General features: G+C 71.6%; 22 protein-coding genes. 14 read left to right on the forward strand and 8 right to left on the reverse strand.

Annotation, left to right across the window (positions count from 1 at the left end):
- Positions 1-250: 250 nt before the first annotated feature.
- Complete coding sequence (locus tag Plo01_RS26715; RefSeq protein WP_373871718.1) at positions 251-2,335, reverse strand: PhoX family protein; 2,085 nt, start codon at positions 2,333-2,335, stop codon at positions 251-253.
- A gap of 161 nt (positions 2,336-2,496) precedes the next feature.
- Here Plo01_RS26715 and Plo01_RS26720 point away from each other — a divergent pair, with 161 nt between their 5' ends.
- On the forward strand, positions 2,497-2,952 hold the full coding sequence (locus tag Plo01_RS26720; protein WP_373871719.1) for a sterol carrier family protein: 456 nt from the start codon (positions 2,497-2,499) through the stop codon (positions 2,950-2,952).
- Positions 2,953-2,991: 39 nt separating this feature from the next.
- Here Plo01_RS26720 and Plo01_RS26725 read toward each other — a convergent pair whose 3' ends face one another.
- Complete coding sequence (locus Plo01_RS26725) at positions 2,992-3,324, reverse strand: hypothetical protein (protein WP_203893452.1); 333 nt, start codon at positions 3,322-3,324, stop codon at positions 2,992-2,994.
- Positions 3,325-4,421: 1,097 nt separating this feature from the next.
- Here Plo01_RS26725 and purF point away from each other — a divergent pair.
- Positions 4,422-5,894, forward strand: coding sequence for an amidophosphoribosyltransferase (gene purF / locus Plo01_RS26730; protein WP_203893453.1), 1,473 nt, complete (start codon positions 4,422-4,424; stop codon positions 5,892-5,894).
- A 55-nt stretch (positions 5,895-5,949) separates the two neighbouring features.
- The gene (gene purM, locus Plo01_RS26735; RefSeq protein ID WP_203893454.1) at positions 5,950-6,975 is read left to right on the forward strand and encodes a phosphoribosylformylglycinamidine cyclo-ligase; all 1,026 of its coding nucleotides are present in this window, start codon (positions 5,950-5,952) and stop codon (positions 6,973-6,975) included.
- A 342-nt stretch (positions 6,976-7,317) separates the two neighbouring features.
- Here the strand turns inward: purM and Plo01_RS26740 are convergent, their stop codons facing one another.
- Together Plo01_RS26740 and Plo01_RS26745 are read right to left on the reverse strand one after the other, a co-directional pair.
- Positions 7,318-7,551, reverse strand: coding sequence for a DUF3073 domain-containing protein (locus tag Plo01_RS26740; protein ID WP_203893455.1), 234 nt, complete (start codon positions 7,549-7,551; stop codon positions 7,318-7,320).
- Between the two features lie 150 nt (positions 7,552-7,701).
- Positions 7,702-8,817, reverse strand: coding sequence for a Leu/Phe/Val dehydrogenase (locus Plo01_RS26745; RefSeq protein WP_373871720.1), 1,116 nt, complete (start codon positions 8,815-8,817; stop codon positions 7,702-7,704).
- Positions 8,818-9,021: 204 nt separating this feature from the next.
- On the opposite strand from Plo01_RS26745, the gene Plo01_RS26750 reads away from it, so the two are divergent.
- Both Plo01_RS26750 and bldC read left to right on the forward strand, forming a co-directional pair.
- Positions 9,022-9,954 (forward strand): DUF8083 family protein, encoded by a 933-nt coding sequence (locus Plo01_RS26750; protein ID WP_203893457.1) that lies wholly within the window; start codon positions 9,022-9,024, stop codon positions 9,952-9,954.
- A gap of 318 nt (positions 9,955-10,272) precedes the next feature.
- Positions 10,273-10,476, forward strand: coding sequence for a developmental transcriptional regulator BldC (gene bldC / locus Plo01_RS26755; RefSeq protein ID WP_013133571.1), 204 nt, complete (start codon positions 10,273-10,275; stop codon positions 10,474-10,476).
- A gap of 244 nt (positions 10,477-10,720) precedes the next feature.
- On the opposite strand, the gene Plo01_RS26760 is transcribed toward bldC, so the two are convergent.
- Positions 10,721-11,410 (reverse strand): TetR/AcrR family transcriptional regulator, encoded by a 690-nt coding sequence (locus tag Plo01_RS26760; RefSeq protein WP_239317129.1) that lies wholly within the window; start codon positions 11,408-11,410, stop codon positions 10,721-10,723.
- A gap of 181 nt (positions 11,411-11,591) precedes the next feature.
- Between Plo01_RS26760 and Plo01_RS26765 the strand changes: the two genes are divergently transcribed.
- The 7 genes from Plo01_RS26765 (at position 11,592) to Plo01_RS26795 (ending at position 18,390) form a co-directional block, all read left to right on the forward strand.
- Positions 11,592-12,683, forward strand: a complete 1,092-nt coding sequence (locus Plo01_RS26765) for a LacI family DNA-binding transcriptional regulator (RefSeq protein WP_203893458.1) — start codon at positions 11,592-11,594, stop codon at positions 12,681-12,683.
- A 112-nt stretch (positions 12,684-12,795) separates the two neighbouring features.
- Positions 12,796-13,044: a hypothetical protein gene (locus tag Plo01_RS26770; RefSeq protein ID WP_203893459.1), complete on the forward strand. Its 249-nt coding sequence runs from the start codon at positions 12,796-12,798 to the stop codon at positions 13,042-13,044.
- A 140-nt stretch (positions 13,045-13,184) separates the two neighbouring features.
- Positions 13,185-14,147 (forward strand): N-acetylmuramoyl-L-alanine amidase, encoded by a 963-nt coding sequence (locus Plo01_RS26775; RefSeq protein ID WP_203893460.1) that lies wholly within the window; start codon positions 13,185-13,187, stop codon positions 14,145-14,147.
- Between the two features lie 223 nt (positions 14,148-14,370).
- Positions 14,371-16,005 (forward strand): beta-N-acetylhexosaminidase, encoded by a 1,635-nt coding sequence (locus Plo01_RS26780; RefSeq protein WP_203893461.1) that lies wholly within the window; start codon positions 14,371-14,373, stop codon positions 16,003-16,005.
- Between the two features lie 208 nt (positions 16,006-16,213).
- Positions 16,214-16,693 (forward strand): NUDIX domain-containing protein, encoded by a 480-nt coding sequence (locus Plo01_RS26785; RefSeq protein WP_203893462.1) that lies wholly within the window; start codon positions 16,214-16,216, stop codon positions 16,691-16,693.
- A 187-nt stretch (positions 16,694-16,880) separates the two neighbouring features.
- Entirely contained in the window at positions 16,881-17,480 is a 600-nt protein-coding gene (locus Plo01_RS26790; RefSeq protein ID WP_203893463.1) for an RNA polymerase sigma factor, read from the forward strand.
- Positions 17,473-18,390, forward strand: a complete 918-nt coding sequence (locus Plo01_RS26795; RefSeq protein WP_203893464.1) for a hypothetical protein — start codon at positions 17,473-17,475, stop codon at positions 18,388-18,390. The genes Plo01_RS26790 and Plo01_RS26795 overlap by 8 nt, the downstream gene beginning before the upstream one ends.
- 326 nt (positions 18,391-18,716) lie before the next feature.
- On the opposite strand, the gene Plo01_RS26800 is transcribed toward Plo01_RS26795, so the two are convergent.
- The 3 genes from Plo01_RS26800 to Plo01_RS26810 all read right to left on the reverse strand — a co-directional run bounded on the left by Plo01_RS26800 (position 18,717) and on the right by Plo01_RS26810 (position 20,812).
- Positions 18,717-18,920 carry a heavy-metal-associated domain-containing protein gene (locus Plo01_RS26800; protein ID WP_203893465.1) on the reverse strand — a complete coding sequence of 68 codons (204 nt, stop codon included), beginning with the start codon at positions 18,918-18,920 and terminating at the stop codon, positions 18,717-18,719.
- Positions 18,921-18,960: 40 nt separating this feature from the next.
- Positions 18,961-20,028 carry a quinone-dependent dihydroorotate dehydrogenase gene (locus tag Plo01_RS26805; protein ID WP_203893466.1) on the reverse strand — a complete coding sequence of 356 codons (1,068 nt, stop codon included), beginning with the start codon at positions 20,026-20,028 and terminating at the stop codon, positions 18,961-18,963.
- Between the two features lie 76 nt (positions 20,029-20,104).
- Positions 20,105-20,812, reverse strand: coding sequence for a GAF and ANTAR domain-containing protein (locus Plo01_RS26810; RefSeq protein ID WP_203893467.1), 708 nt, complete (start codon positions 20,810-20,812; stop codon positions 20,105-20,107).
- A 164-nt stretch (positions 20,813-20,976) separates the two neighbouring features.
- Between Plo01_RS26810 and Plo01_RS26815 the strand changes: the two genes are divergently transcribed.
- A complete protein-coding gene (locus Plo01_RS26815) occupies positions 20,977-21,360 on the forward strand; it encodes a hypothetical protein (RefSeq protein WP_203893468.1) in 384 nt (127 codons plus the stop codon).
- A gap of 213 nt (positions 21,361-21,573) precedes the next feature.
- Positions 21,574-22,365, forward strand: a complete 792-nt coding sequence (locus Plo01_RS26820) for a phosphatase PAP2 family protein (protein ID WP_203893469.1) — start codon at positions 21,574-21,576, stop codon at positions 22,363-22,365.
- The last annotated feature ends 88 nt before the right edge of the window (positions 22,366-22,453 follow it).

The raw sequence follows: 22,453 nt of genomic DNA on the forward strand, positions 1-22,453 counted from the left end.
GGGTCAACCTAGACAGCCCCACCTGCGTGAACCATCCGGTTCCACGGGATGAGACGGGTGACCGGGGACAGGCGATGAGGGCCGTCCCCGCACTCGGCGGGGACGGCCCTCATCACTGCCATAGGGAAACCGGGTCCGGACGGAACCGGAGGGGAACCGCGCAACGGCCGTGCCGGAGGGGGTGGTACGGCCTGCGTCCCCCGGACCCCGCCCCGGACGCCTCCGGGGCGGGACGCAGGCCGTACCGGGCTCAGGAACCGATCTTCTTGCCCTGGGTGTGCCAGGCCACGGCGACCGACGGGCGGGGCTGGCTGTCGCCGCCGTCGGGCCAGTGGCTCGCCGGGGTCTCGGGCGAGGCGCCGTCGACCTCGCCCGGGTGCTGCACGGCGACGAAGACGCTGCGCTGGTCCTGGGTGATCAGCGGACCGCAGGTCTCCGCGCCGATCGGCACGGTGAGGAACTGGCGCAGGTAGCCGCGCTCCCGGCCGGTGACCGGCATGACGAACAGGCCGTCGTTGAGCTTGAAGGCGTTGCCGTCGGTGGAGATCCACAGGTTGCCGTCGCGGTCGAAGGCGACGTTGTCCGGGCAGGAGATCGGCGAGACCTTGGTCTTGTCGAACCCGGCGAAGTAGGTGGCGGGGTCGCTCGGGTCACCGCAGACCACCGGCAGCGACCAGGCGAAGGTCGTGGCCCCGGCGTCGTTGCGCCTCTCGGCGATCTCCAGGATGTGGCCGTGCTTGTTGGACGGGCGCGGGTTGGCCTCGTCCACCTGGGCCGCGGTCCGGTTGGAGTTGTTGGTCAGCGCCAGGTAGACGCCGCCGGTGACGGGATTGCGCTCGATGTCCTCGGGCCGGTCCATCTTGGTCGCGCCGACCTTGTCGGCGGCCAGGCGGGTGAAGACCAGGACCTCGGCGGCCGTCATGCCGGGCACGTGCGAGACGTTCCCGGTGACCAACGGGATCCACTCGCCGGAGCCGTCGAACTGCCCGTCGGCGGGGAGCTTGCCCGAGCCGTCGATCTCGGCGGCCGGGCTGTCGCCGGTGAACTTGGCCACGTACAGCGTGCCCTCGTCCAGCAGGGTGCGGTTGTGGCGGTCGAAGCCGGGGATGTAGCGCTTCTTCGAGACGAACTTGTAAACGTACTCGAACCGGGAGTCGTCACCCATGTAGGCCACGACCCGGCCGTCCCTGGCCAGGGTGGTGGTGGCGCCCTCGTGGGCGAACCGGCCCAGGGCGGTGCGCTTGACCGGGGTGGAGTCGGGGTCGAACGGGTCGATCTCCACGATCCAGCCGAAGCGGTTGACCTCGTGCGAGTGCTTGGACAGGTCGAAGCGCTCCTCGAGCCGCTCCCAGCCGCGCCCGCTGGGAGCGGTCGAGGTGGTGCTGATGCCGTACCGCGCCAGGCCGGCCTTCTCCGCCTCGGGGGCGCCGCCGCCCTTGGCGAAGTACTGGTTGAAGTTCTCCTCGGCGGTCAGCACGGTGCCCCACGGGGTGGTGCCGCCCGCGCAGTTGTTCAGCATGCCCAGGACGACGGTGCCGGACGGGTCGGCGGCGGTCTTCAGCAGGTCGCTGCCCGCGGCCGGGCCGGTGAACTTCATCGGGGTCTGCGCGGTGACGCGCCGGTTGTAGCGGCGGGAGCCCCTGGTGACCAGCCTCCACTGACCGGAGTGGCCCACCCGCTCGATCTCCACGATCGAGCCGCCGTGCGCGGCCATACCGATCTTGATCTGCTCCTCGGTCGCGGTGGCGCCACCGGCGTACCCGCGGAACATGAGCGCCTCGTCGGTGTACTCGTGGTTGACCCACAGCAGGCCGCGGTGGCCGCCCATCGGGAAGAAGGTGACGAAGTCGCAGTTGTAGCCGAACTGCTTGGCCTGCGCCGCGGCGGTCTGGTTCTCGTAGTCGAAGGCCGGGGCGTCGGGCAGGACCGGGTCGCCCCAGCGCACGACGGCGGCCGACTGGTACCCCTCGGGGACCACGATGCGGTCCTCGCGGTTGGGCGCGACGGCGGCGAACCGGAGCGAGCCCCGGCCGCCGTGCCTGGCGGCGTCGGCGGACAGGCTCTCCGGCTGGGGCTCGGCGGCCGCCGGAACGGCCCCCGCCACACCGGCCGCGCCGGCCCCGGCGGCGATGACGCCGAGCGCGCTCGCGCGCAACATGCCCCGGCGGGAGAGCGCCGAGGCGACCACGTCACCGAAGTAGGCGTTGCCGCTGGTGTTCGAGACATCGTGCGCGCAGGCGTTGCCACAGCGGAATTCACAGGTCAGCGCGCTGCGCCCACCCTTGTGCGGGCTCATGAGCAGCGGGAGCGAGCGGCGCGGCGACGGGTTCGCCACAGGGGCCTCCAGGGTGTGCACGGTTGTTCCGGGCCCGGACGCTACGGGCGCAGACCGAACCCGAGGTGAACGACGTTTGCCCGGATGATGAACCGTTTGTCACTGATGTCCTGGTGCTCTCCGGGTCCCCTGACATCCCGCGGGACGCCACGGCATGCATGATGAGAGGCGTGCCACCACACAAGCCTGACGCCGCCAAAGTCCGCGCCGCGCTGGACGCCCAGCTGGTCGCGCTCGACGAACCGCCCTACGACGGCCCCGAGACCCCCGACGCCCTCCTGGGGGCGTGCGTCATGGCGGCCCTGCGGGCGTACGAGCGGGGGACGCGGCCGGAGCGGGAGGCCGCGCGCCTGGCCGTACGGCACCTGCTGGACCGGCTCGCGGCGGCGGCCCCCGGCCGGACCGTCGAGGTGCGGGTCCCGCCGTACGCCGCGGTTCAGTGCGTGGAGGGCCCCCGGCATACCCGGGGAACCCCTCCGAACGTGGTGGAGACGGACGCGCGGACCTGGCTGGAGCTGGCCACCGGACGGCTGACCTGGGCCGAGGCCATGGCTTCGGGAAGCGTCGCGGCGAGCGGCGCCCGGGCCGACCTGTCCGACTATCTTCCGATCGGCTGAGGGTCCGTCAGGGATGGGGTCCGTCAGGGATTGAGTCCGTCAGGGATTGAGTCCGGTCCTGATGCCGAACCGCTCCTCGACGCAGGACCGCTGGATCTCGGGCGGCAGGTTCAGGCAGTCGCCGACCCGGTTGGCGAACCAGACCATGAACCCGGCGAAAATGATCAGAGCGAGGGCGCTCAGGGCCAGGCCGACCCAGGCGCGGCTCCGGTTGGAGTTCTTGACGATCGCGACGATGCCGATGACCACCCCGACGAGCGCCGTCAGCGCGCCGAGCCCGCAGGCCAGGAGCAGGACGAGGCTGACGATGCCGAGCACCAGGGTCGCGGTGCCCAGCCCGCCGCCCTGCGCGCCCTTGGGCCAGTCCCCCATCGGGGGAGCCGGATATCCCGCCGGGCCTCCGGGATAGGCGGGGACGCCCGGGGGAGGCGGGTAGCCCTGTCCCGCGCCGTAAGGCTGCGCTCCGCCGGGCACGACGCCCGGCGTCGGGCCGCCGTAGGGACCGCTCGGCGCCGCCCCGTTGTGCGGAGCGCCCGATGCCGGAGCGCCCGATGCCGGAGCGCCCGGTGCCGGACCGCCGTAAGGACCGCTCGGCGCCGCCCCGTTGTGCGGACCGCCCGATGACGGCCCGCCGTAGGAACCGCCCGGTGGCGGACCACCGTAGGAACCGCTCGACGCCGGGCCGCCCGGTGGCGGACCGCCGTAGGAACCGCTCGACGCCGGGCCGCCCGGTGGCGGCCCGCCGTAGGAACCGCCCGGTGGCGGGCCGCCGTAAGGGTCGCCCGGCGCCGGAGCTCCGTGCGGGCTCTCCGTCACCGGGACGCCGTGCCGCCCGCCCGCCCCCGACGGCCGGTCCGGCGGGAACCCGCCGCCGACGGGTTCGGTGGCCTCGGAGGGGACGGTGGAGAAGTCCTTCGACGGGGTGGGCGGGTCGTAGCGCGAGGGCGGGGACGCGCCCGCGGACATGCCGGGAGCGCCCAGGGGCGGCCTCTGCTCCGCCTGGACCGGCGGAGGGACCTCCGGCGCGTCCGGCATGTCCGGAGTCGGCGGCACCGGCTCCCGCGGTGCGGGCTCGGGCGGCCCCGGCGGCGGCTCGCCGGGCCCCGACGGCTCCGGGGTGTACGGCGGCGGTTCACTGGGGTCCGGAGGCTCCGGGGTGTACGGCGGCATCTCGCCGGAACCGGAGTGTTCCGGGGTGTACGGCGGGTGCGAGGCGGGCTCCTCCGGCTCGGCGGGATCGGCCGGCCGGTTCCCGGGCTCCCGTCGCGGATCAGGCTGGTTTGGATCCACAGGTGATGTCACGTCTGCTCTCCCGACGCGTCGGTATGCCGATCTCACCCTCCCCTGGACCTGCCACCCGAAACCGGGACGCCACGCCAAAAGGCAGACGATTGTTCGGTAAAACCAGAACAAACGGAAGAGACGGACCCGGAGTACGAGCAGCCAGGAAGCGCACCTACACTGAAGCCGTGCTGAAGGGCGACGGCCAGCTGAGCCATGACCTTGATCCCCACGACCGTCCTCCGAAGGACGCCTGCGGCGTCTTCGGCGTATGGGCCCCGGGGGAGGAAGTCTCCAAACTCACCTACTACGGGCTGTACGCGTTGCAGCACCGCGGACAGGAGTCCGCGGGCATCGCGGTCAGCGAGGGCAGCCGCATCCTCGTCTACAAGGACATGGGCCTGGTCGCCCAGGTCTTCGACGAGTCGATCCTCGGCACCCTCCGCGGTCACCTGGCCATCGGCCACTGCCGCTACTCGACCACCGGGTCGAGCGTCTGGGAGAACGCTCAGCCGACGCTGAGCTCGACCGAGGTCGGCGGGCTCGCGCTGGCCCACAACGGCAACCTGATCAACACCCGCGAGCTGTCCCGGCGCCTCGCGCCGGGCACCACCCGCGCCACCACCGACACCGAGGTGCTGGCCGCGCTGCTGGCCCAGGACCGCAGCCAGCCGGTCGAAGACGCCGCCGCCGAGCTGCTCCCCCAGGTCAAGGGCGCCTACTCGCTCGTCTTCATGGACGAGAAGACGCTCTACGCCGCCCGCGACCCGCAGGGCATCCGCCCGCTGGTCCTGGGCCGCCTCCCGGGGGCGGAGGGGCACAGCCACGGGGGCGGGACCAAGAGCGGCTGGGTCGTCGCCTCCGAGACCGCCGCCCTCGACATCGTGGGCGCGGTGTTCGTCCGCGAGATCGACCCGGGCGAGCTCATCACCATCGACGAGAACGGGGTGCGCTCGCGCCGGTTCGCGCTGGCCGAGCCCAAGGGCTGCCTGTTCGAGTACGTCTACCTGGCCCGCCCCGACACCACCATCGCGGGACGCAGCGTGCAGTCCACCCGCGTCGAGGTCGGCCGCGTGCTGGCCCGCGAGCACCCGGTCGAGGCCGACCTGGTCATCCCCACGCCCGAGTCGGGCACCCCGGCCGCCGTCGGCTACGCCGAGGCGAGCGGGATCCCGTACGGCCAGGGCCTGGTGAAGAACTCCTACGTCGGCCGGACCTTCATCCAGCCGTCCCAGACCATCCGCCAGCTCGGCATCCGGCTCAAGCTGAACCCGCTGAAGGAGGTCGTCGCCGGCAAGCGCCTGGTGGTCGTGGACGACTCCATCGTGCGCGGCAACACCCAGCGGGCGATCGTCAAGATGTTGCGCGAGGCGGGAGCCCGGGAGGTCCACGTCCGGATCTCCTCGCCCCCGGTCGCCTGGCCGTGCTTCTACGGCATCGACTTCGCCACCCGGGCCGAGCTGATCGCCGGCTCGCTCAGCGTGGAGGAGATCCGCGACTCCCTCGGCGCCGACTCGCTCGGCTACATCTCGCTGGAGGGCCTGACCGAGGCCACCACGCTCCCCTCCGACCGGCTCTGCCGCGCCTGCTTCACCGGTGAGTACCCGATCGCCGTCGACCAGGACAACGTCGGCAAGTACGTCCTGGAGGCGAAGGCGTGAGCCCGCGCGCCGGGAAGCACAGCACGAAGGTCGTGCGACCGACGAAGGAAGTTGAATGACCAGTTACGCCGCCGCCGGTGTGGACATCGACGCGGGTGAACGCGCCGTCGAGCTGATGAAGTCGAAGGTCGCCCGGTCGCGGCGGCCCGAGGTCGTCGACGATCCCAGCGGGTTCGCCGGCCTCTTCGACGCCTCCGCGCTGCTGGCCTACCGGCGTCCGCTGCTGACCACCTCGACCGACGGCGTCGGGACCAAGGTCATGCTGGCCCAGCGGGTCGGAAAGCACGACACGATCGGCATCGACCTGGTCGGCATGGTCGTGGACGACCTGGTGGTCTGCGGCGCGGAGCCGCTGTTCATGACCGACTACATCGCCTGCGGCAAGGTCGTCCCCGAGCGGATCGCCGAGATCGTCGGCGGCGTCGCCGAGGGCTGCCGCCTGGCGGGGACCGCGCTGATCGGCGGCGAGACGGCCGAGCACCCGGGCGCCATGGGCGCGGACGAATACGACCTGGCGGGCGCCGCCACCGGTGTCGTCGAGGCCGACGCCATGCTGGGCCGGCACCGGGTCCGCGAGGGCGACGTGGTGCTGGCGCTGGCCTCCTCCGGCGTGCACTCCAACGGCTACTCGCTGGTCCGGCACATCATCTCGCTCGCCGGGCTCCCGCTGGAGCGGGAGGTTCCCGAGTTCGGCCGGACGCTGGGCGAGGAGCTGCTGGAGCCGACCAGGATCTACTCCCTGGACTGCCTCGCGCTGGCCCGTTCCGTCGAGGTCCACGCCTACGCGCACATCACCGGCGGCGGTCTGGCGGGCAACCTGTCCCGCTCGCTCCCGCCCACGATGGACGCGCTGCTGGACCGCTCGTCCTGGACCCCGCCGCCCGTCTTCGGCTTCCTGGCCGAGCACGGCAAGGTCGCGCAGGCCGACATGGACCGCACCTTCAACCTGGGTGTGGGCATGGCGGCGATCGTCCCGGCGGACGCGGTCGACGCGGCACTGGCCCTGCTGGAGGAGCGGGGCCTGCCGGCCTGGGTCCTCGGCGAGGTCGTCCCCGGCGCGGGCGAGGCCCGCTACCGCTGAGGCGCGACACGGACGAAACGAGCGACACGGACCTCCCGGCGCCGCGCCGTACGACGGCGCCGGGAAGGCCCGTGCGCCGTCTCGCCGTACCGGCGCCACAGGAAACACCCGTGGCCGTGTCGGGCGGAGCACCGGCCCGTCCCGCGTGAGCGCGCGGCCGTCGGGCTGCGGCCCCGTGCCGGAGCCGGTCAGTCGGCCGGTCGGCCGGAGGAATGAAGTCGAAGAGCCCGTGAGTCCATGGAGACGACGAGGTCGTCAGATTCTGATTCTGACGCACGGATAGGACACCCGGTGGCCCATGGCCACCGGGTGTCCTGATTCGCCTTTCAAACGAAAATTCGCCTACCGGCGACCGCGTGAGTCGTCATCCCGCTCGTCGTCGGAGCCGAAGTCATCGGCGTAATCGGCATAGCGATCCGCCAGCTCGTCGTAGGAGTCGTCGGCGTCGTCGTTGTGGTCGGAGTCGTCTCCGACTCCGAGTTCGTGGCGAAGACGCTCAAGATCGGTGCCACCGCTGTTGTACTTCAGCTGGCGAGCAACCTTGACCTGCTTGGCCTTTGCTCGGCCGCGCCCCATTGGCTCGACCCCCTCGTGTGGGGTCGTGCCCGACCCCTCGTCGCTAACGCACCACGCACTGACGCCACCCGACTTGAGGCGTCAGCTCTCGTTCGACTACAACCGTACCTGTTTTGCGCCCGCCTCGGTACGCCGTATGGGCGCGAGGGACTACCGGCCCAGCCAAATGCCCCTAATTCGCCCGACTTCCGACATTCTGCGCTCGGCCAGCCTATCCGCTGCGACCGCCGGAGGGACGCCATCCTCCGCCGCCGTAGCGAAAATCTTGAGAGTCGTGGCGTAGATCTTGGTGGCCTTTGCCCGGGCACGGTCCATATCGAACCCGCCGATCTCGTCGGCGACCTGGATCACACCGCCGGAATTGACGACGTAGTCGGGCGCGTAGAGGATGCCGCGGTCGGCGAGTCGCTTCTCCACGCCGGGGTGGGCGAGCTGGTTGTTGGCGCCGCCGCAGACGATCGTGGCGCGCAGCCGGAGGACCGTGTCGTCGTCCAGGGCGCCGCCCAGCGCGCACGGCGCGTAGACGTCGATGTCCGCCCCGGTCAGCTCCACCTGGTCGGCGACGACCTCCACCTGGGGGTGGCGCTGCCGTACCCGCTCGACCGCCTGCTCGCTGACGTCGCAGATCACGACCTCGGCGCCGTCCTCGACGAGGAGGTCCACCAGCCGGTGGCCGACCTTCCCGACGCCCTCGACCCCGACCCGCCTGCCGCGCAGCGACGGCGTGCCGAAGGAGTGCTCGGCCGCGGCCCGCATGCCCTGGAACACCCCGAAGGCGGTCAGGATGGAGGAGTCCCCGGCGCCGCCGTGCGCGACGGTCCGCCCGGTCACGTAGGGGGTCTCGCGGGCGACGAGGTCCATGTCCTCGCTGTAGGTGCCCACGTCGCACGCGGTCAGGTAGCGCCCGCCCAGGGAGTGGATGAACCTGCCGTAGGCGCGGAGCATCGCCTCGTTCTTGTCCCGGTCGGGGTCGCCGATGATGACGGCCTTGCCGCCGCCGAGGTCGAGACCCGCCAGGGCGTTCTTGTAGGCCATCGCCCGGGAGAGGTTGAGCACGTCGGCCAGGGCGGCCTGCTCGCTCTCGTAGGGATAGAACCTCGTGCCGCCGAGGGCCGGGCCCAGAGCGGTGTTGTAGATCGCGATGATCGCGTAGAGGCCGCTGCGCTCGTCCGAGCAGAAAACGACCTGCTCGTGCTTGGCCTGTCCGCTCATCGGGGTGCCTGCTGGGCTTGCATCCTTGTGGGAGAGCCCGAAGACGTCCGTCACTGTGGTGACTCCCGGTCGTCCGGTCCGCCGCCCCTTCGCGGCGGAGATCACTCTCAGGGTAACCACAACCGCTGGTGAACGAAGAGGGAAAGCCCCCCTTCTCACCTGCCGAGACGCGATCGAGACGCGGTCAGACCCCACCGGCCCGCACGACGGACGGGTCGATACCGGACAACAGCGGGGTCTTCGTGGCACGATGCGAGCGTGCTGCCCTATGCCGCGTACCTCCGCGTCTACGAACCTCTGACCGCGTTCAGCCCGCCGGAACGCGCCTCATGGGAGACCTACGCCGGCGCGCGCGACCGGCCGCGCCGCGCGACCGCGCTCCACGCCGAACACGGCGAGGCCGTCGCACGCCTGCTGGGCGTGCCCCCGATCCCGGCCCCGCCGCACGAGAGCCCCAACGCCTACCTGCGACGCGTGGAAGAGGTGCTCTACGTCTGCCCCTGGCAGAGCAGGCTGCGCTCGTGGCTGGCCTTCACGCGTTTCCGCGGGAGCACGCCCCCCAGGCTGGCCGAGCGGTTCGTGCCGATCTCCATCGCCGAGCAGACCGCCGACGACTTCGACCGGTTCAAGCGGCGCGGCGGCTCGGCCGCGCTGCGCACGCACATCCGAACCTCGACCTGGCACATCCCCATCTCCTGGTTCGTCCCCTTCGACGGCAACGAGCGCTGGCTGGTGCTGAGCGGCGACCAGGGGCCCGCGGGCCCCACGGCCGGAGAGCCGCCGGCCGAGGACTCGACGGCCATAGACTCGGCGGCCGGGAGCTCCGCGGCCAAGACCTCCGCCGCCGGCCGCAACCTCCTCTACGTCACCACCATGGCCCACGCCCGGCGCCGCACCGCCCGGGCCCTGCAGATCATCCGCAGGCAGGTGGGCGACGCCGGGGTGACCGGCGAGGTCGAGGACGTCGCCCGGTGGCTGGAGGAGTTCCACCCCCACTCGCTGGTCGAGCTCGACTACGGCGGCATCGTCCACCTCATGGACGACCAGAAGCTCCAGGCCGATCAGTCCGTGGCGGAGCTCGCCGCGGCGCTCACGGGCCTGGAAACGGGACAGGAAGAGCTCGCGTTCGCCATGTACCAGCGGGTGATCCTCCGCTGGAGGTCAATACAACTTCTCGAATCAGCAAACTGAGTCGCATATCACCCCTCTGACCTGCATAAGTGGGGCTGTCAACGTCCGGGGACGCATCTGCGAACTGAGTAGTTTGCCGTTTTCACTGCGATACCACGAAACGTGTCGCTAGAATCACCGAGCGTGACTACACCGCGTACACAAGAGAGATGAGTCTCCCAAAGACTCGCCAATCGCTCTGCGTGGTTGTATGGTCACATCGGGTGATGCCGCATATGGCCCCATCAGCCGCACGCAGGGGCCGTAGGAGGACATCCGTGACAAGCGTCAAATCGCAGGATCGCTGTCGCCGGTCCACACGGAGGAGAGGCCGCACAAATGTCAGCTCGTACACCTGAGGCCGAGCCGCTGCTCACCCCGGCGGAGGTCGCAACCATGTTCCGGGTCGATCCCAAGACGGTCACCCGGTGGGCGAAGGCGGGCAAGCTCACGTCCATCCGCACCCTGGGTGGTCACCGTCGCTACCGGGAGACCGAGGTCCGCGCGCTGCTCGCGGGGATTCCGCAGCAGCGTTCCGAGTGAGGGGGCACCGCGTCGGCCCCCGGGGGAGCCGTGCCCGCGCTCACCGAGCGTGAGCGCGGAGGGCACGTGATTTGCGTGGAGAGCGGCGTCGCACGCCCGGCGCCGCCCCACCATGACCCTCCCGCGACCCGTCCGGCAGCTGGATCTCCCCCTCCATGACCCAACTGCCCCGGCAGTCCGGTTCCGCCCCGCGGACTCCGGTTCCCCCGCACGCTCCGGTACGGCCGCCGTCCGCTCCCCGCCCCTACAGCAACTGGTCGCGGACGAGCTCCTGGAGGAGATCCTCGACCTCCGGCGCGTGACTCGCGGCCACTCCGAGCAGCGCCACCATGTGATCCACCAGCATGCGCTCCAGCACGGGCCGCTCGATGTCCCGGTGCTCCAGCCAGTCGAGGCCGGCCGTCTCGACCGAGGCGATCCACGAGCGCAGCGTCATGCGCAGCGTCGGGCCGGGCTCCTCGACCCGCATCTGCCTCGTGATGAGGTTGAACAGGCGGTGCCGGACACTGTCGACGATCTCCCCGATCTCGCCGCTGCGGTTGGCCGGGCCGCCCTTGAGCAACGCGGCGAAGCCCGCCGCGTGCTCCTCCACGAAGTCGAAATAGCGTCCGAGCCCCAGGGCCAGCTCATCCAGCGGACGGCCGTTCCCCTGGGGGCGCAGGCGCTCTTCCAGCTGGGTCGCGGCGCTCTTCAGCGCGGCGACGTAGAGCTCCTGCTTGCCGCCGAAGTAGTGGTAGACCAGGGCGCGCGACGCCCCGGCGGCCGAGGCGACGTCGTCGATGGAGACGTCTTCGGCGTCGTGCTTGCTGAACAGCTCCAGGGCCGCGGCCATGAGTTCCTCACGGCGCCGGTCCACGCTGAGCCTGCGCCGCGCAGGACGCGCGCCGCCTGCCGCAGGTTTCTCCTGCTTGGCGGCTCCGGATGTCGAACCCACATCCCGCACACTATCGGAGTCGGAGCCCCCAGGCGCCGCTGTCAAGATCCGGGGCCGCCGCACGAAAGCTGTACCCCATCCGGAACAAAGCCGTACCCCAAACGGAAGTGGATCGTTTTGTGGGAGAGGGCATCCAGACACCCGCACAGGTGCCCACCCACCATTTCCGGGGGAGAGGCCAATGTCAGGACCGCCGGTCGACATCACCACCACCAGCCGAGCCCGTGCGCTCGACATCCCCGTCCCGACGGACGGCGCCGCACCGCGTCCGCGTCCCACGATCCGCAACGTCGCTGAGCGAGCCGGCGTCTCCAAATCGCTGGTCTCCCTGGTGCTCCGCGGATCACCGCACGTCAGCGAGCACCGCAGGCAGGCCGTGCTGCAAGCGGCCAGGGAGCTGGGCTACCGCCCCAACGCGGTCGCCCGGAGCCTCGTCGAGGGCCGCACCCACCTGGTCGGCGCGCTCGTCGCCGACCTGCACAACCCCTTCTACGCCGAGTTCCTCGACGGTCTGCAGGAAAGCCTGCACGGCGACGGGCTCCGGCTGCTCATCGGCAACAGCCAGTGGGATCCCGCCTTCGAGGACGAGGCGGTCGAGGCCTTCCTGGAACTCCGGGTGGACGGGCTCGTCCTGCTCGGCATCCCGCCCACCAGCGAGACGCTCATCGAGGCGACCGCCTACACGCCGACGGTCGTGGTGGGCGAGCGCGAGACCGACCTGGGCGGCGTGGACATCGTCGTGGACGACGACCAGCTCGGCTCCCGCCTGGCGATCGACCACCTCGTGGAACTCGGCCACCGCAGGATCGCCCACATCGAGGGCGCCTGCTCCTCCGCTGGAAGGTTCCGGTGCGAGGGCTACCTGGTCGCGATGCGGCGGCACGCGCTGGCGCCGTACATCACGGTCGAGCAGGGCGAGGCCACCGAGGAGGGCGGCGCCCGGGCGGCGCACAGCCTGCTGACCCGCGACCCGCGTCCCACCGCGATCTTCGCCGCCAGCGACAGGGTGGCCATGGGCGTGCTGTCCGCCGCGGCCGAACTCGGCCTGCGCGTGCCCGAGGACCTGTCCGTGGTCGGCTACGACAACTCCCAGCTGTCGGGCCTGCTCCCGATCTCCCTCACCACCGTCGACCAGCCCCGCCGGGCCATGGGCCGCTCGGCCGCGACGCTGCTCAGCGACCGGATCGGCGACCCCGGCAAGGCCTCCCGCCTGCGCCAGGTGACCCCCCGCCTGGTCGTACGGCGCACCACCGGCCCCGCCAGCGGATCGTAAACAGCCCGCCTGGAGCGTTACACCGTTTCCAGGCGGGCGCCAAGGCTGGGCAAATCCCTTCGGGTGCCAGAGGCCCCTGGTGTTGACTCTGGTCCTGATAAGGGGGGTAACCATGCGTGATCCAGAACTGGTTTCATGCGCTCAGCGCGCCGCCTCCGAGCTGGAGCGGGCGTGGGCGCAGTGGCGCACCAGCCGCGGCCGGAACGGAGAGTCGGCATCCGACTCGGTGGCGAGTTACGTGGCCCACTCGATCGACCACCCGTGGGGCCGCCCACGCGTGGTCCTCGGCGTCGACGCCGAGGACGCCCGCGAGCTCGCCGCGCTGCTGCAGCGGCAGGAGGTCGGAGAGCACGTCTGGTGACCTGACACCGGACACCCCGGGAATCCGGCACCGGGCACGCACGGAGGCCACGCCGCCGCACGTGCCCGGGAACCCGCCAGCGGGCGCGGTACCTGTACGCGTAGATTGGGGGGCTGACGGTTCCTACGGGGGGATTGAGCGTGACTGGCAGAGCATTCACGGCGGCCCTTGTCCTGTGCGGTCTGACCGCGACGGCCTGCGGCGGCGCGCCGGACGACACCGACGCGGCTCCGCAGCGGGCGAGCGAGTCCGCCGCGAGCCCGGCGGAGACCGCCGACGGCGGCCCGCCCGACGACACGGAATCCGCCTCCCCGTCCGGCTCCGGCTCCGGCCCCGAGAGCACCGCCGATCCGGAAACCTCCGAGGGGACCTCCTCCGCGCTCCCGGAGGCCACCGTCACCGGCACCGCCGAGGCGCCCGCGACGGGCGGCGCCACCGGCGTCAAGCCCCTGCAGGGCAAGGTCGTGGTCATCGACCCGGGGCACAACGAGAACAACCACCGGCACACCGCGGAGATCAACAGGCAGGTCGACGTCCTGACCCAGAAGAAGGCCTGTGACACCACCGGGACGGCCACCACGAGCGGCTACAGCGAGGCCGCGTTCGCCTGGGACGTCTCCCAGCACCTGGCCAGGATCCTGCGGGCCAAGGGCGCCACGGTGAAGCTGACCCGCAGCAGGAACACGGCGTTCGGACCGTGCATCACCGAGCGGGCGAGGATCGGCAACCAGGCCCGGGCGGACGCGGCGATCTCGGTGCACGCCGACGGCTCCGCCGCAGGCAACCGCGGCTTCCACGTGATCATGCCGAAGAAGATCGGCGGCAAGGTGGACGCGGTGGTGGACGACTCCAGGAGGCTCGGCCTCAACGTGCGGAAGGCCTTCCGCGAGGGCACCGGGCTGCCGTACTCCACCTACATCGGGAACAACGCCCTGGACTACCGGAGCGACCTCGGCGGTCTGAACCTCTCCACGGTCCCGAAGGTCTTCATCGAGTGCGGGAACATGAAGAACTCCGGCGAGGCGGCGAAGTTCCAGGACGCCAGGTTCCGGCAGCGGATCGCCCTCGCCCTGGCCAACGGGGTGGAGCAGTACCTGCGGTAGAACCGGCGCCCGGCACCGGGGTCCCGCGCGGGCTTCCGCCGCGAGGCCCCGGACGCGGATGACGTCCAGCGCGGCATCGGCTCGGTATCGGGCTTCGGGCTTCGGGCTTCGGGCTTCGGGCTTCGGGCTTCGGGCTTCGGGCTTCGCGACGATCATGGTCGCTATGCACAACATTCGACTGGTTCCCGGAGGGTTCCGGGGAGATTTGACATGATTTAGGGCCATGACCGACCTCCTGCCCCGTCCCACGTCCGCCGAGTCCGGTTCAGAATCCTTCACCCTCTCCCCCGGTGACTCCGTCTCCGGCCCCGCCGAACTGGTGGACGCCGTACGGCAGGCGCTCACCACGCTGGACCTGCGCCCCGCCGAATCCGGCACGGTCACGATCGAGCGCGACGCGTCGCTGGGCCCGGAGGCCTACCGGCTGGAGGTGACCGCGCAAGGCGTGCTCATCGCGGCGGCCGACCGGTCCGGCGCCTTCTACGCCGGGCAGACGTTGCGCCAGCTCCTGCCCGACACGGCGTTCCGGAGCGTCCCGGCCGGCGGGGAGGTGCCGCTGGTACGGGTGACCGACGCGCCGCGGTTCCCCTGGCGCGGGACGCACCTGGACGTGGCCCGGCACTTCCTGCCCAAGCGGGAGGTGCTGCGGATGATCGACCTCATGGCGGCGCACAAGCTGAACCGGCTCCACCTGCACCTGGTGGACGACCAGGGCTGGCGGTTCGAGAGCCGGGCCTACCCCCGGCTGCACGAGGTCGCCTCGCACCGGCCCCAGACGACCACCAGCTACTACCGCGAGGAGCCGTCCTTCGACGGCGTCCCGCACGGCGGTTACTACACCCTGGACGACCTGGCGGAGATCGCCGCCTACGGCAGGGCCCGGGCCGTGACGATCGTGCCGGAGATCGACGTGCCCGGCCACGCCTCGGCCGTCCTCGCCGCCTACCCGGAGCTCGACGCGCGGGCGACCGGCGGCCGGGAGCCGGAGCCGTTCCCCGTGCTGGAGCGGTGGGGCATCTCCCCGGCGATCCTCTCCCCCCTCCCGCCGACGATCGACTTCCTGACCGTCGTGCTCGACGAGCTGCTCGGGGCGCTCGGCGAGACTCCGTACGTGCACCTCGGCGGGGACGAGTGCGTTCTCGACGACTGGGCGGCCTCGCCGGAGATCACCGCGTTCCAGGCCGAGCTGGGCCTGCCCGACCTGGCCGGTCTGCACGCGTGGTTCCTGCGGCGGCTGGCGGACGTGCTGGCCGAGCGGGGCAGCCGCGCGGTCGTCTGGGACGAGGCGTTCGTCAGCGGCATGCTCCGCCCCGACACGGTCGTCATGCCGTGGCGCGGGCTCGGCGTGGCCCGGCGGGCCGCCGCGGCCGGGCACGACGTGGTGCAGACGCCGATCTTCCCGCTCTACTTCGACTACGCGGAGGCGTCCTCGGAGGAGGAGCCGGTCGCCATCGGCGACGCGACCACGGTGAGCGACGTGGCGGGGTTCGCGCCGATCCCCGAGGCGTGGACCGCCGAGGAGGCCGGGCACGTGCTGGGCGCGCAGTTCCAGCTGTGGAGCGAGCGCCTGCCCGACGGCCGGGCCGTCGACTACCGTGCCTGGCCGCGGGGATGCGCGCTGGCCGAGGTCGCCTGGGCGGGATCCGCCGACGCCTCGTTCCCCGCCCGGCTGGAGCGGCACCTGCGGCGGCTGGACGCGCTGGGCGTCGAATACCGCCCGCTGGACGGGCCGCGCCCCTGGCAGCGCGGCGGGTCCGGATGGCGCCGGCACCGGCCGGGCGTCATCGACGTGCGCGAGAGCATGAAGCACGTGGAGGAGCTGACCCTCACCGCCGACTCCACCCGCCCCAGCATCTGATCCCGCCCCCTCCCGCCCCACCCGGCATCCGGCTTCAGCTCGGCCTCCGCCCCACGGCCCGGTATCCGGCTCGGCGTCCGGCCCCGCCGCGACCCGGCATCCGACTCTGGCCTGGCCGGACCGGGTTGGAGGCGGGGCGGGTCAGGGTGAGGCGGGCCGGGTAAAACGGCTGGCTGGGGCATCGCCCCGCTCAGTACGCTCCGGAGGCATGAGCGCTGCCCTCTCCCCCTCCTCGAACGCTCCCGCCCCCCGGAGCGCGCCCAAGGCGCCCTCCGTCTCCTGCGTGTTCGTCTGTCATGACGGCGCGGGCCGGGTGCTGCTGGCCCGGCGCGGCGCCGGGGCGCGGGACGAGCCCGGGACGTGGGACTGCGGCGCCGGGGCACTGGAGTACGGCGAGACGTTCGAGGCGGCGGTCGCCCGGGAGGTCCGCGAGGAATACTCCGCCGAGGCGCTGGAGATCGAGACGATCGGCGTCCGCAACGTCCTGCGCGGCGACCCGGTCACCTCCCACTGGGTCGCGGTGGTCTTCGCAGTCAAGGTGAACCCCGGCGAGGTCGCGATCGGGGAGCCGCACAAGTTCGACGAGCTGGGCTGGTTCACGCCCGACGCGCTGCCCGGCCCGCTGCACTCGCAGCTCCCCGGGAGCCTCGAACTCCTTCACGCGCACCACCGCCTCCGGACGGCGTAGCCCGAGGCCCGCCGTCTCCGAACGGTGTGACCAAGGACCGCCGCCTCCGGGCGGCATGATCCGGGGCCCGCCGCCTCTCCGGCGGATCCCTCGCGGGACCGTTCGCCCGGACCCGTCTCTCCCGGGGAACCGTTCGGGGCGTTCTCGGCAACAACGGATGATCTGATCCAGAGCCGAGAGGCACAGAATGAGTGAGAGCAGCCGGGCGGAGGACGACGATGTCTCCTTCATCGAACGGTCCCGGCATGACCCGGAGGCGTTCGCGGAGCTCTTCCGGCGGTACGCCCCCGACATCGCCCGCTACGTCACCCGCAGGCTGGGCGGCCACGCCGCCGACGACATCGTGGCGGAGACGTTCCTGACGGCCTTCCGGCAGCGCGGCGGTTACGACGCGGCCCGTCCGAACGCGAGGCCGTGGCTGTACGGGATCGCGACCAATCTGATGAGACGGCACGTGCGCACGGAGGTCCACCAGCTGCGTGTCGTGGAGCGCACCGGGACCGACCCCGTGCTGGCTCCGTTCACCGAGCGCAGCAACGAACGGCTGAGCGCCGAGGCGGCCCACCGCCGCCTCGCGGGCGCGCTGGCGGCTCTGCCGCGAGGCCACCGTGACGCGTTGCTGCTGGTCGCCTGGGGCGGCCTCACCTATCCGGAGGTCGCCGAGGCACTGAACGTCCGGCTGGGCACGGTCCGCTCACGCGTCAACCGGGCGCGCACCAGGCTCAGGAGCGAACTCGGCGGGGTCAACCCGCTTACCGCCGTCAGCGAGGAGCCCGTCCATGAGTGAGATGACCCATCTTGAGCGTTTCCGCGCGGAGGTCCCGCGCCCCGGCCTGGCCGACCTGCGCGACCAGGAACGGCGGCTGCTGACCGCCATCGCCGGGACCGGCCCGGACGCCGCCGGAACCGGCCCGTCCGGGCCGGTCAGGCGCCGCGGCGCGATGCCCCGCCTGGTGGCGGGCCTGGCGGTCACCACCGTGCTGGCCGTGGCCGCCGTGATCGGGTTCACGCTGGTGCAGGAACGCGCCGGCACGGCGACCTCCTACGCCAACGCGGCCATCGACATCGAGCTGCGCGGCGACGAGTACGTGGCGACGATCAAGGATCCGTTCGCCGACCACGCCCTGTACTCCGAGGGGTTCAAGGCGCTGGGCCTCGATGTCGGCCTGCAGCTGGTGCCCGCCTCGCCGACCCGGGTGGGCGACATCGTGCGGTACGGGTCCTCCGGCACGAACGGCGACGACAAGCTGGGCGGCGGCCTGTCCCCGGAGGGGTGCGCCCCGGGCTCCCCCGGCTGCGCGCTGACCGTGACGGTCTCCAAGGGGTTCAGCGGCAAGGGGACCGTCTACCTGGGCCGGCCGGCCCGGCCGGGTGAGCGGTACGGCGCCCATGCGATGGCCGAGGCGAAGGGCGAGATGCTGGAGGGTTACGACCCCGTCGAGCGCACCGTGGGCGAGGTCGCGGCCGAGGCGCGCAAGCGCGGCCTGACCGTGGTCTACCAGATCATCACACCCGACGAGGGCGGCGACGGCTTCTCGGTGAGCCCGGACGAGCAGTCCGCCCGGGTCGGCGACCACTGGGTCGTGTGGGCGGCCGAATCGGAGAGCGCCGGAACGGTCCGGCTGCTGGTGTCGGAGAAGCGGGTGGCGAAGAACCCGGTCTACGGCGACTCCAGGCCGAACGCCCCGAGTGATTGACCTCCGACCGAACGCCCCGAGTGATTGACCTCCTACCGGACGTCCCGGCCGATTGATCTCCGGCCGGACGGCGTCGCGGCGCGGGGCGGCGCGCCCGAGGAGCGTGGGGTGACGGGCCGCGCCCCGGTCGGCGGGTGGCGGTGACCGGGGCGGAGCCGTACGGAGAAGCACGGGTCACCGAACACGGACGTACCAGAAGCACAGGTCACCGAACACGGGCGTACCGGAAGCACAGGTCACGGCCGTATCGGAAGCGCAAAGCACGGCCGTGCCGGAAGCACAGGGCACGGCCGTGCGGAGCGTTCGGAACGGAGTGCTCGGTCTCCTCAGCCCGCCACCGAGTAGCCGGCTTCCTCGATGGCGGCGCGGACGGCCCCGTCGTCGAGGTTGTCGCCGGTCACCTCGACCCGGCCGGACTGCAGGTCGACGTCGACCCCGGTGACGCCCGGGACTTCGCCGACCTCCTCCTTGACCGAGCTGACGCAGTGGCCGCAGGTCATGCCGGTGACGGTGTATGTGGTCACGCTCATCACGCCTCCAGGTCTGTGGGTTACCCACCCAGGGTATAACTCAGCGCGCCGTACGGCCGATGATCTCGCGGAGATCGTCGACGCCGTGGCGGCGCATGCGCCGGGCGAGCTGCCGGTGGATGCGGTGCGCCCACAGCGGGCCCTTGTAGATCATGGCGGTGTAGCCCTGGACCAGGGTGGCTCCGGCGAGCAGGCGCTCCCAGACGTCGTCGACGTCCTCGACTCCGCCGACGGAGACGAGGGTGAGCCGGTCGCCCACCCGGACCCGGAGCCTGCGGAGCACCTCCAGCGACCGGGCCTTCAGCGGGCGCCCCGACAGGCCGCCGGTCTCGTCGCTGGCGACGCCCTCGCGGCTGATCGTGGTGTTGGTCGCGATGATGCCGTCGAGCCCGAGCTCCAGGGCGAGGTCGGCGACCGCGTCCACGTCCTCGTCCGCCAGATCGGGAGCGATCTTGACGAGCAGCGGGGTGCGCTTCGGGGTGCCGTCGGCGACCTCCTTGACCGCCTGGAGCAGCGGGCGCAGCAGTTCCACGGCCTGGAGGTTCCGCAGGCCCGGAGTGTTGGGCGAACTCACATTGACGACCAGGTAGTCGGCGAGCGGCGCCAGTCGCTTGGCGCTGGCCACGTAGTCGTGGACGGCCTCGGACTCGGGCACGACCTTGGTCTTGCCGATGTTGATCCCGACGATCGCCGGCACCCCGCGGGTCCTGCTCAACGTCCTGGCCGCGGCGTCCGCGCCCGCGTTGTTGAAGCCCATCCGGTTGATGACCGCCCGGTCCTTCACCAGCCGGAACAGCCGGGGCCTGGCGTTGCCCGGCTGGGCGTGGGCGGTGATCGTGCCCACCTCGACGTGGCTGAAGCCGAGCGCGGACATGGCCTCCACGCATCCGGCGTCCTTGTCGAAGCCCGCCGCCAGCCCGAACGGGCCCGGGAAGTGCACGCCGAACGCCTGCACCCGCAGCGCCGGGTCACGGGGCGCGAGGCGACGATGGAGGACCTTCTTGGCCACCGGCGCCGCGGAGAGCACGCGGAGCCCCCGGACCGTCAGGTGGTGGATGTCCTCCGGGTCGAGGCGGCTGAGAATCTGCGTGAAAAGGAATCGGTACATCACCGGTCAGGTTAGCCCCCCGGCCGGGCGCCGGATCACCCCGGCCCGCCGTACTAGCTGTACTCGGCCAGCAGGGTCACCCCGGCTCGCCCGCCGCCTCGGCGAGCACTTCGGCCGCCAGGTCGGCCACCCTGCGGCGGCTGTCCCTGGCCCGCTTGCGCAAGCCGGTGAACGCCTGCGCGGCGGTGAGGTCGTGCTTGCCCATCAGGTAACCGATGGCCCGCTCGATGACCACCCGGTAGTCGAGAGCGTACTGGAGCTGGTCGGCCAGGACGCTCTTCTCCTCGGCCGCGATCACGGAGGTGAGTATCTGCTCGACGACGCCGGCGTAGGCGTGGAGGGACTCCAGGTCGGAGCCGTTCCAGTCGTAGGGGGCGGACCGGTAGACGTTGAGCGTGCCGACCGGCCGCCCGCCGAGCCGTACCGGCACTCCGGCGACCGCGCGCACGTCGGGGTGGAGCCGCTCGGCGAGTTCCGGCCAGCGCGGATCGTTCCGCACGTCGCAGGAGGTGACCGCGGTCCCCCCGGCGAAGGAGGAGATGCACGGGCCCCGGCCGGTGTGGAGCTGAGCCCCTTCGAGGCTGTGACCCGCCTCGTCGGTGGTGACCAGGTAACGGAGTTCCCCCTGCTCCCCGCTGAACATCAAGCCCGCACCCGAGTGTCCGAGCAAGACGTCGACGACCCCGACCGTCCGCTCGAGCTGCTCGACGATGCCCGGGGCCGGGACCGTCGGCTGAAGCCCTCTGAGGCCCGCGACCAGCGTGTCGTGGTCAGTGCGCGTCATATCGGGGGATGCCTTTCGTCATGCTCGGGGATCTGTTCTGAGGCTTACATCTGCCCCGGGGAAGGAGATTTAGGCGAGTGTCCGGGACCCGGCCGATCCACGCCGCATATGATCGTCAACACCTTGTTAAACATTCGGCAAGCGAAGATCGGCAAGCTGTGGGCATGGACATCCCCTCGCGTTCCACCGCCGTCCGCCGCCGGCGCACCCTGGCGCACGTCATCCTGCGCGATCTCATCGAGACCGGGCACACCACCGTCCCGCCTTGGTGGGAGGCCGAGATCGAGCAGGAGTTCGGCGGGCTGGGCGGGTTCCTGGCGGAGCTGAGCCGCCAGTGGTGGACGGCCTACGCCGCGCACCTGGACACGCTGATCGAGCTGGGCATGGGCGGCCCCGACCAGGCGTGGGCCGATGTGACCGAGCAGATGCCGCACCTGCGGGCCGTGCTCGACGCCTACTCCGGCGAGCCCACCCTCGGCGAGGCGGAGCGGCGCCACTGCGACGTGCTGCGCTGGACCACCCGCCGCGAGGCCCGCCACGCCGCTTGAAGGCGGTTTCCCGGATCCCTGTCGCCGGGATCCGAGCCGTCCGAGCCTCCGTCCTTCGAATCCGTGTCGTCCGAGCCTCCATCCTTCGCGCCTCTGCCGTCTGGATCCCCGCAGGTCGAGTCCCTGCCGTCTGCACTCTCCCTTCCCGAACTCCCAGCGGACTCTCATCCGCCGTCCCATGCATGAACCCCCGCATCGGGGTAGCCATAGGTGATGGTCAGATTGCTCGATCGCCAGGGGACGAACCAGCGGCTGGGTGTACGGCTCACGCTCGCCACGGTGGCCGTCACCCTGTTCGCGATGCCGTTCATGCTGCTGCTGGTACTGGTGCTGTCCTCGTTCGAGCCGCTGAACAACTTCGACGAGGGCATGGCCCGGCTCTTCTACGGGCACGCGCTCTCCATCCCGGGCTACACGGACTTCCTCAGCGTGGCGACCGAGGTGTTCGGGCCGTGGACGTGGCGCGTCCTCGCGGTGCTCGCGGCGATCTGGCTCTGGGTGCGGGGGTGGCCGCGCCTGGCGGTCTGGTCGGTCGTCACGATCACCGTCAGCGGGCTGCTGAACCTCGCGGTCAAGGAACTGGTCGACCGGGCCCGTCCCATCCTGCCCGACGCGGTGTCGTGGGCGCCCGGGCCCTCGTTCCCCTCCGGCCACGCGATGGCCGCGGCGACGGGGACGAGCATGCTGGTTCTCCTCCTGCTCCCCGTCCTCAAGCACCGGTGGACCCACCTGGCGGCCTGGATCACGGCGGCGGCGATCACGGTCTTCGTCGCCTACAGCAGGGTGGGGCTCGGCGTGCACTGGGTCAGCGACGTGGTCGCCGGGGTCGCGCTGGGTCTGGCGACCGTCGCGGCCACCGCCACGGGTTACGAGACCTGGCGCCGTGACGAGGGCCACAGACCGGCCGTGCCGTACGAAGAGGGCGTCGAGCCCGAGGTCTCCGAGGCTCCCGAGGAGGCGGATTCCGTCGAGGGGCGGGGCTTCCCGAGGGGCCAGACCTCTTAGGCGAGACGTCTCAGGCCGGCAGTCCCCCCAGGGGAAACCCCTCGGCCTCTTCGGGGGCTCCTGCGGAAGGCGTCTGTCTGCAGCAGGA

Origin of the sequence: Planobispora longispora (genome assembly GCF_016863135.1) — a bacterium.
GTDB classification, from domain to species: domain Bacteria; phylum Actinomycetota; class Actinomycetes; order Streptosporangiales; family Streptosporangiaceae; genus Planobispora; species Planobispora longispora.

Coding starts and splice junctions, on each gene's coding strand:
- Plo01_RS26720 (WP_373871719.1), top strand. CDS start 2,497: ATGAGAGGCGTGCCACCACACAAGCCTGACGCCGCCAAAGTCCGCGCC.
- Plo01_RS26780 (WP_203893461.1), top strand. CDS start 14,371: ATGACCGACCTCCTGCCCCGTCCCACGTCCGCCGAGTCCGGTTCAGAA.
- Plo01_RS26800 (WP_203893465.1), bottom strand. CDS start 18,920: ATGAGCGTGACCACATACACCGTCACCGGCATGACCTGCGGCCACTGC.
- Plo01_RS26790 (WP_203893463.1), top strand. CDS start 16,881: ATGAGTGAGAGCAGCCGGGCGGAGGACGACGATGTCTCCTTCATCGAA.
- Plo01_RS26810 (WP_203893467.1), bottom strand. CDS start 20,812: ATGACGCGCACTGACCACGACACGCTGGTCGCGGGCCTCAGAGGGCTT.
- Plo01_RS26805 (WP_203893466.1), bottom strand. CDS start 20,028: ATGTACCGATTCCTTTTCACGCAGATTCTCAGCCGCCTCGACCCGGAG.
- Plo01_RS26795 (WP_203893464.1), top strand. CDS start 17,473: ATGAGTGAGATGACCCATCTTGAGCGTTTCCGCGCGGAGGTCCCGCGC.
- Plo01_RS26725 (WP_203893452.1), bottom strand. CDS start 3,324: ATGGGGGACTGGCCCAAGGGCGCGCAGGGCGGCGGGCTGGGCACCGCG.
- Plo01_RS26815 (WP_203893468.1), top strand. CDS start 20,977: ATGGACATCCCCTCGCGTTCCACCGCCGTCCGCCGCCGGCGCACCCTG.
- bldC (WP_013133571.1), top strand. CDS start 10,273: ATGTCAGCTCGTACACCTGAGGCCGAGCCGCTGCTCACCCCGGCGGAG.
- Plo01_RS26820 (WP_203893469.1), top strand. CDS start 21,574: ATGGTCAGATTGCTCGATCGCCAGGGGACGAACCAGCGGCTGGGTGTA.
- Plo01_RS26740 (WP_203893455.1), bottom strand. CDS start 7,551: ATGGGGCGCGGCCGAGCAAAGGCCAAGCAGGTCAAGGTTGCTCGCCAG.
- purM (WP_203893454.1), top strand. CDS start 5,950: ATGACCAGTTACGCCGCCGCCGGTGTGGACATCGACGCGGGTGAACGC.
- Plo01_RS26785 (WP_203893462.1), top strand. CDS start 16,214: ATGAGCGCTGCCCTCTCCCCCTCCTCGAACGCTCCCGCCCCCCGGAGC.
- Plo01_RS26770 (WP_203893459.1), top strand. CDS start 12,796: ATGCGTGATCCAGAACTGGTTTCATGCGCTCAGCGCGCCGCCTCCGAG.
- Plo01_RS26765 (WP_203893458.1), top strand. CDS start 11,592: ATGTCAGGACCGCCGGTCGACATCACCACCACCAGCCGAGCCCGTGCG.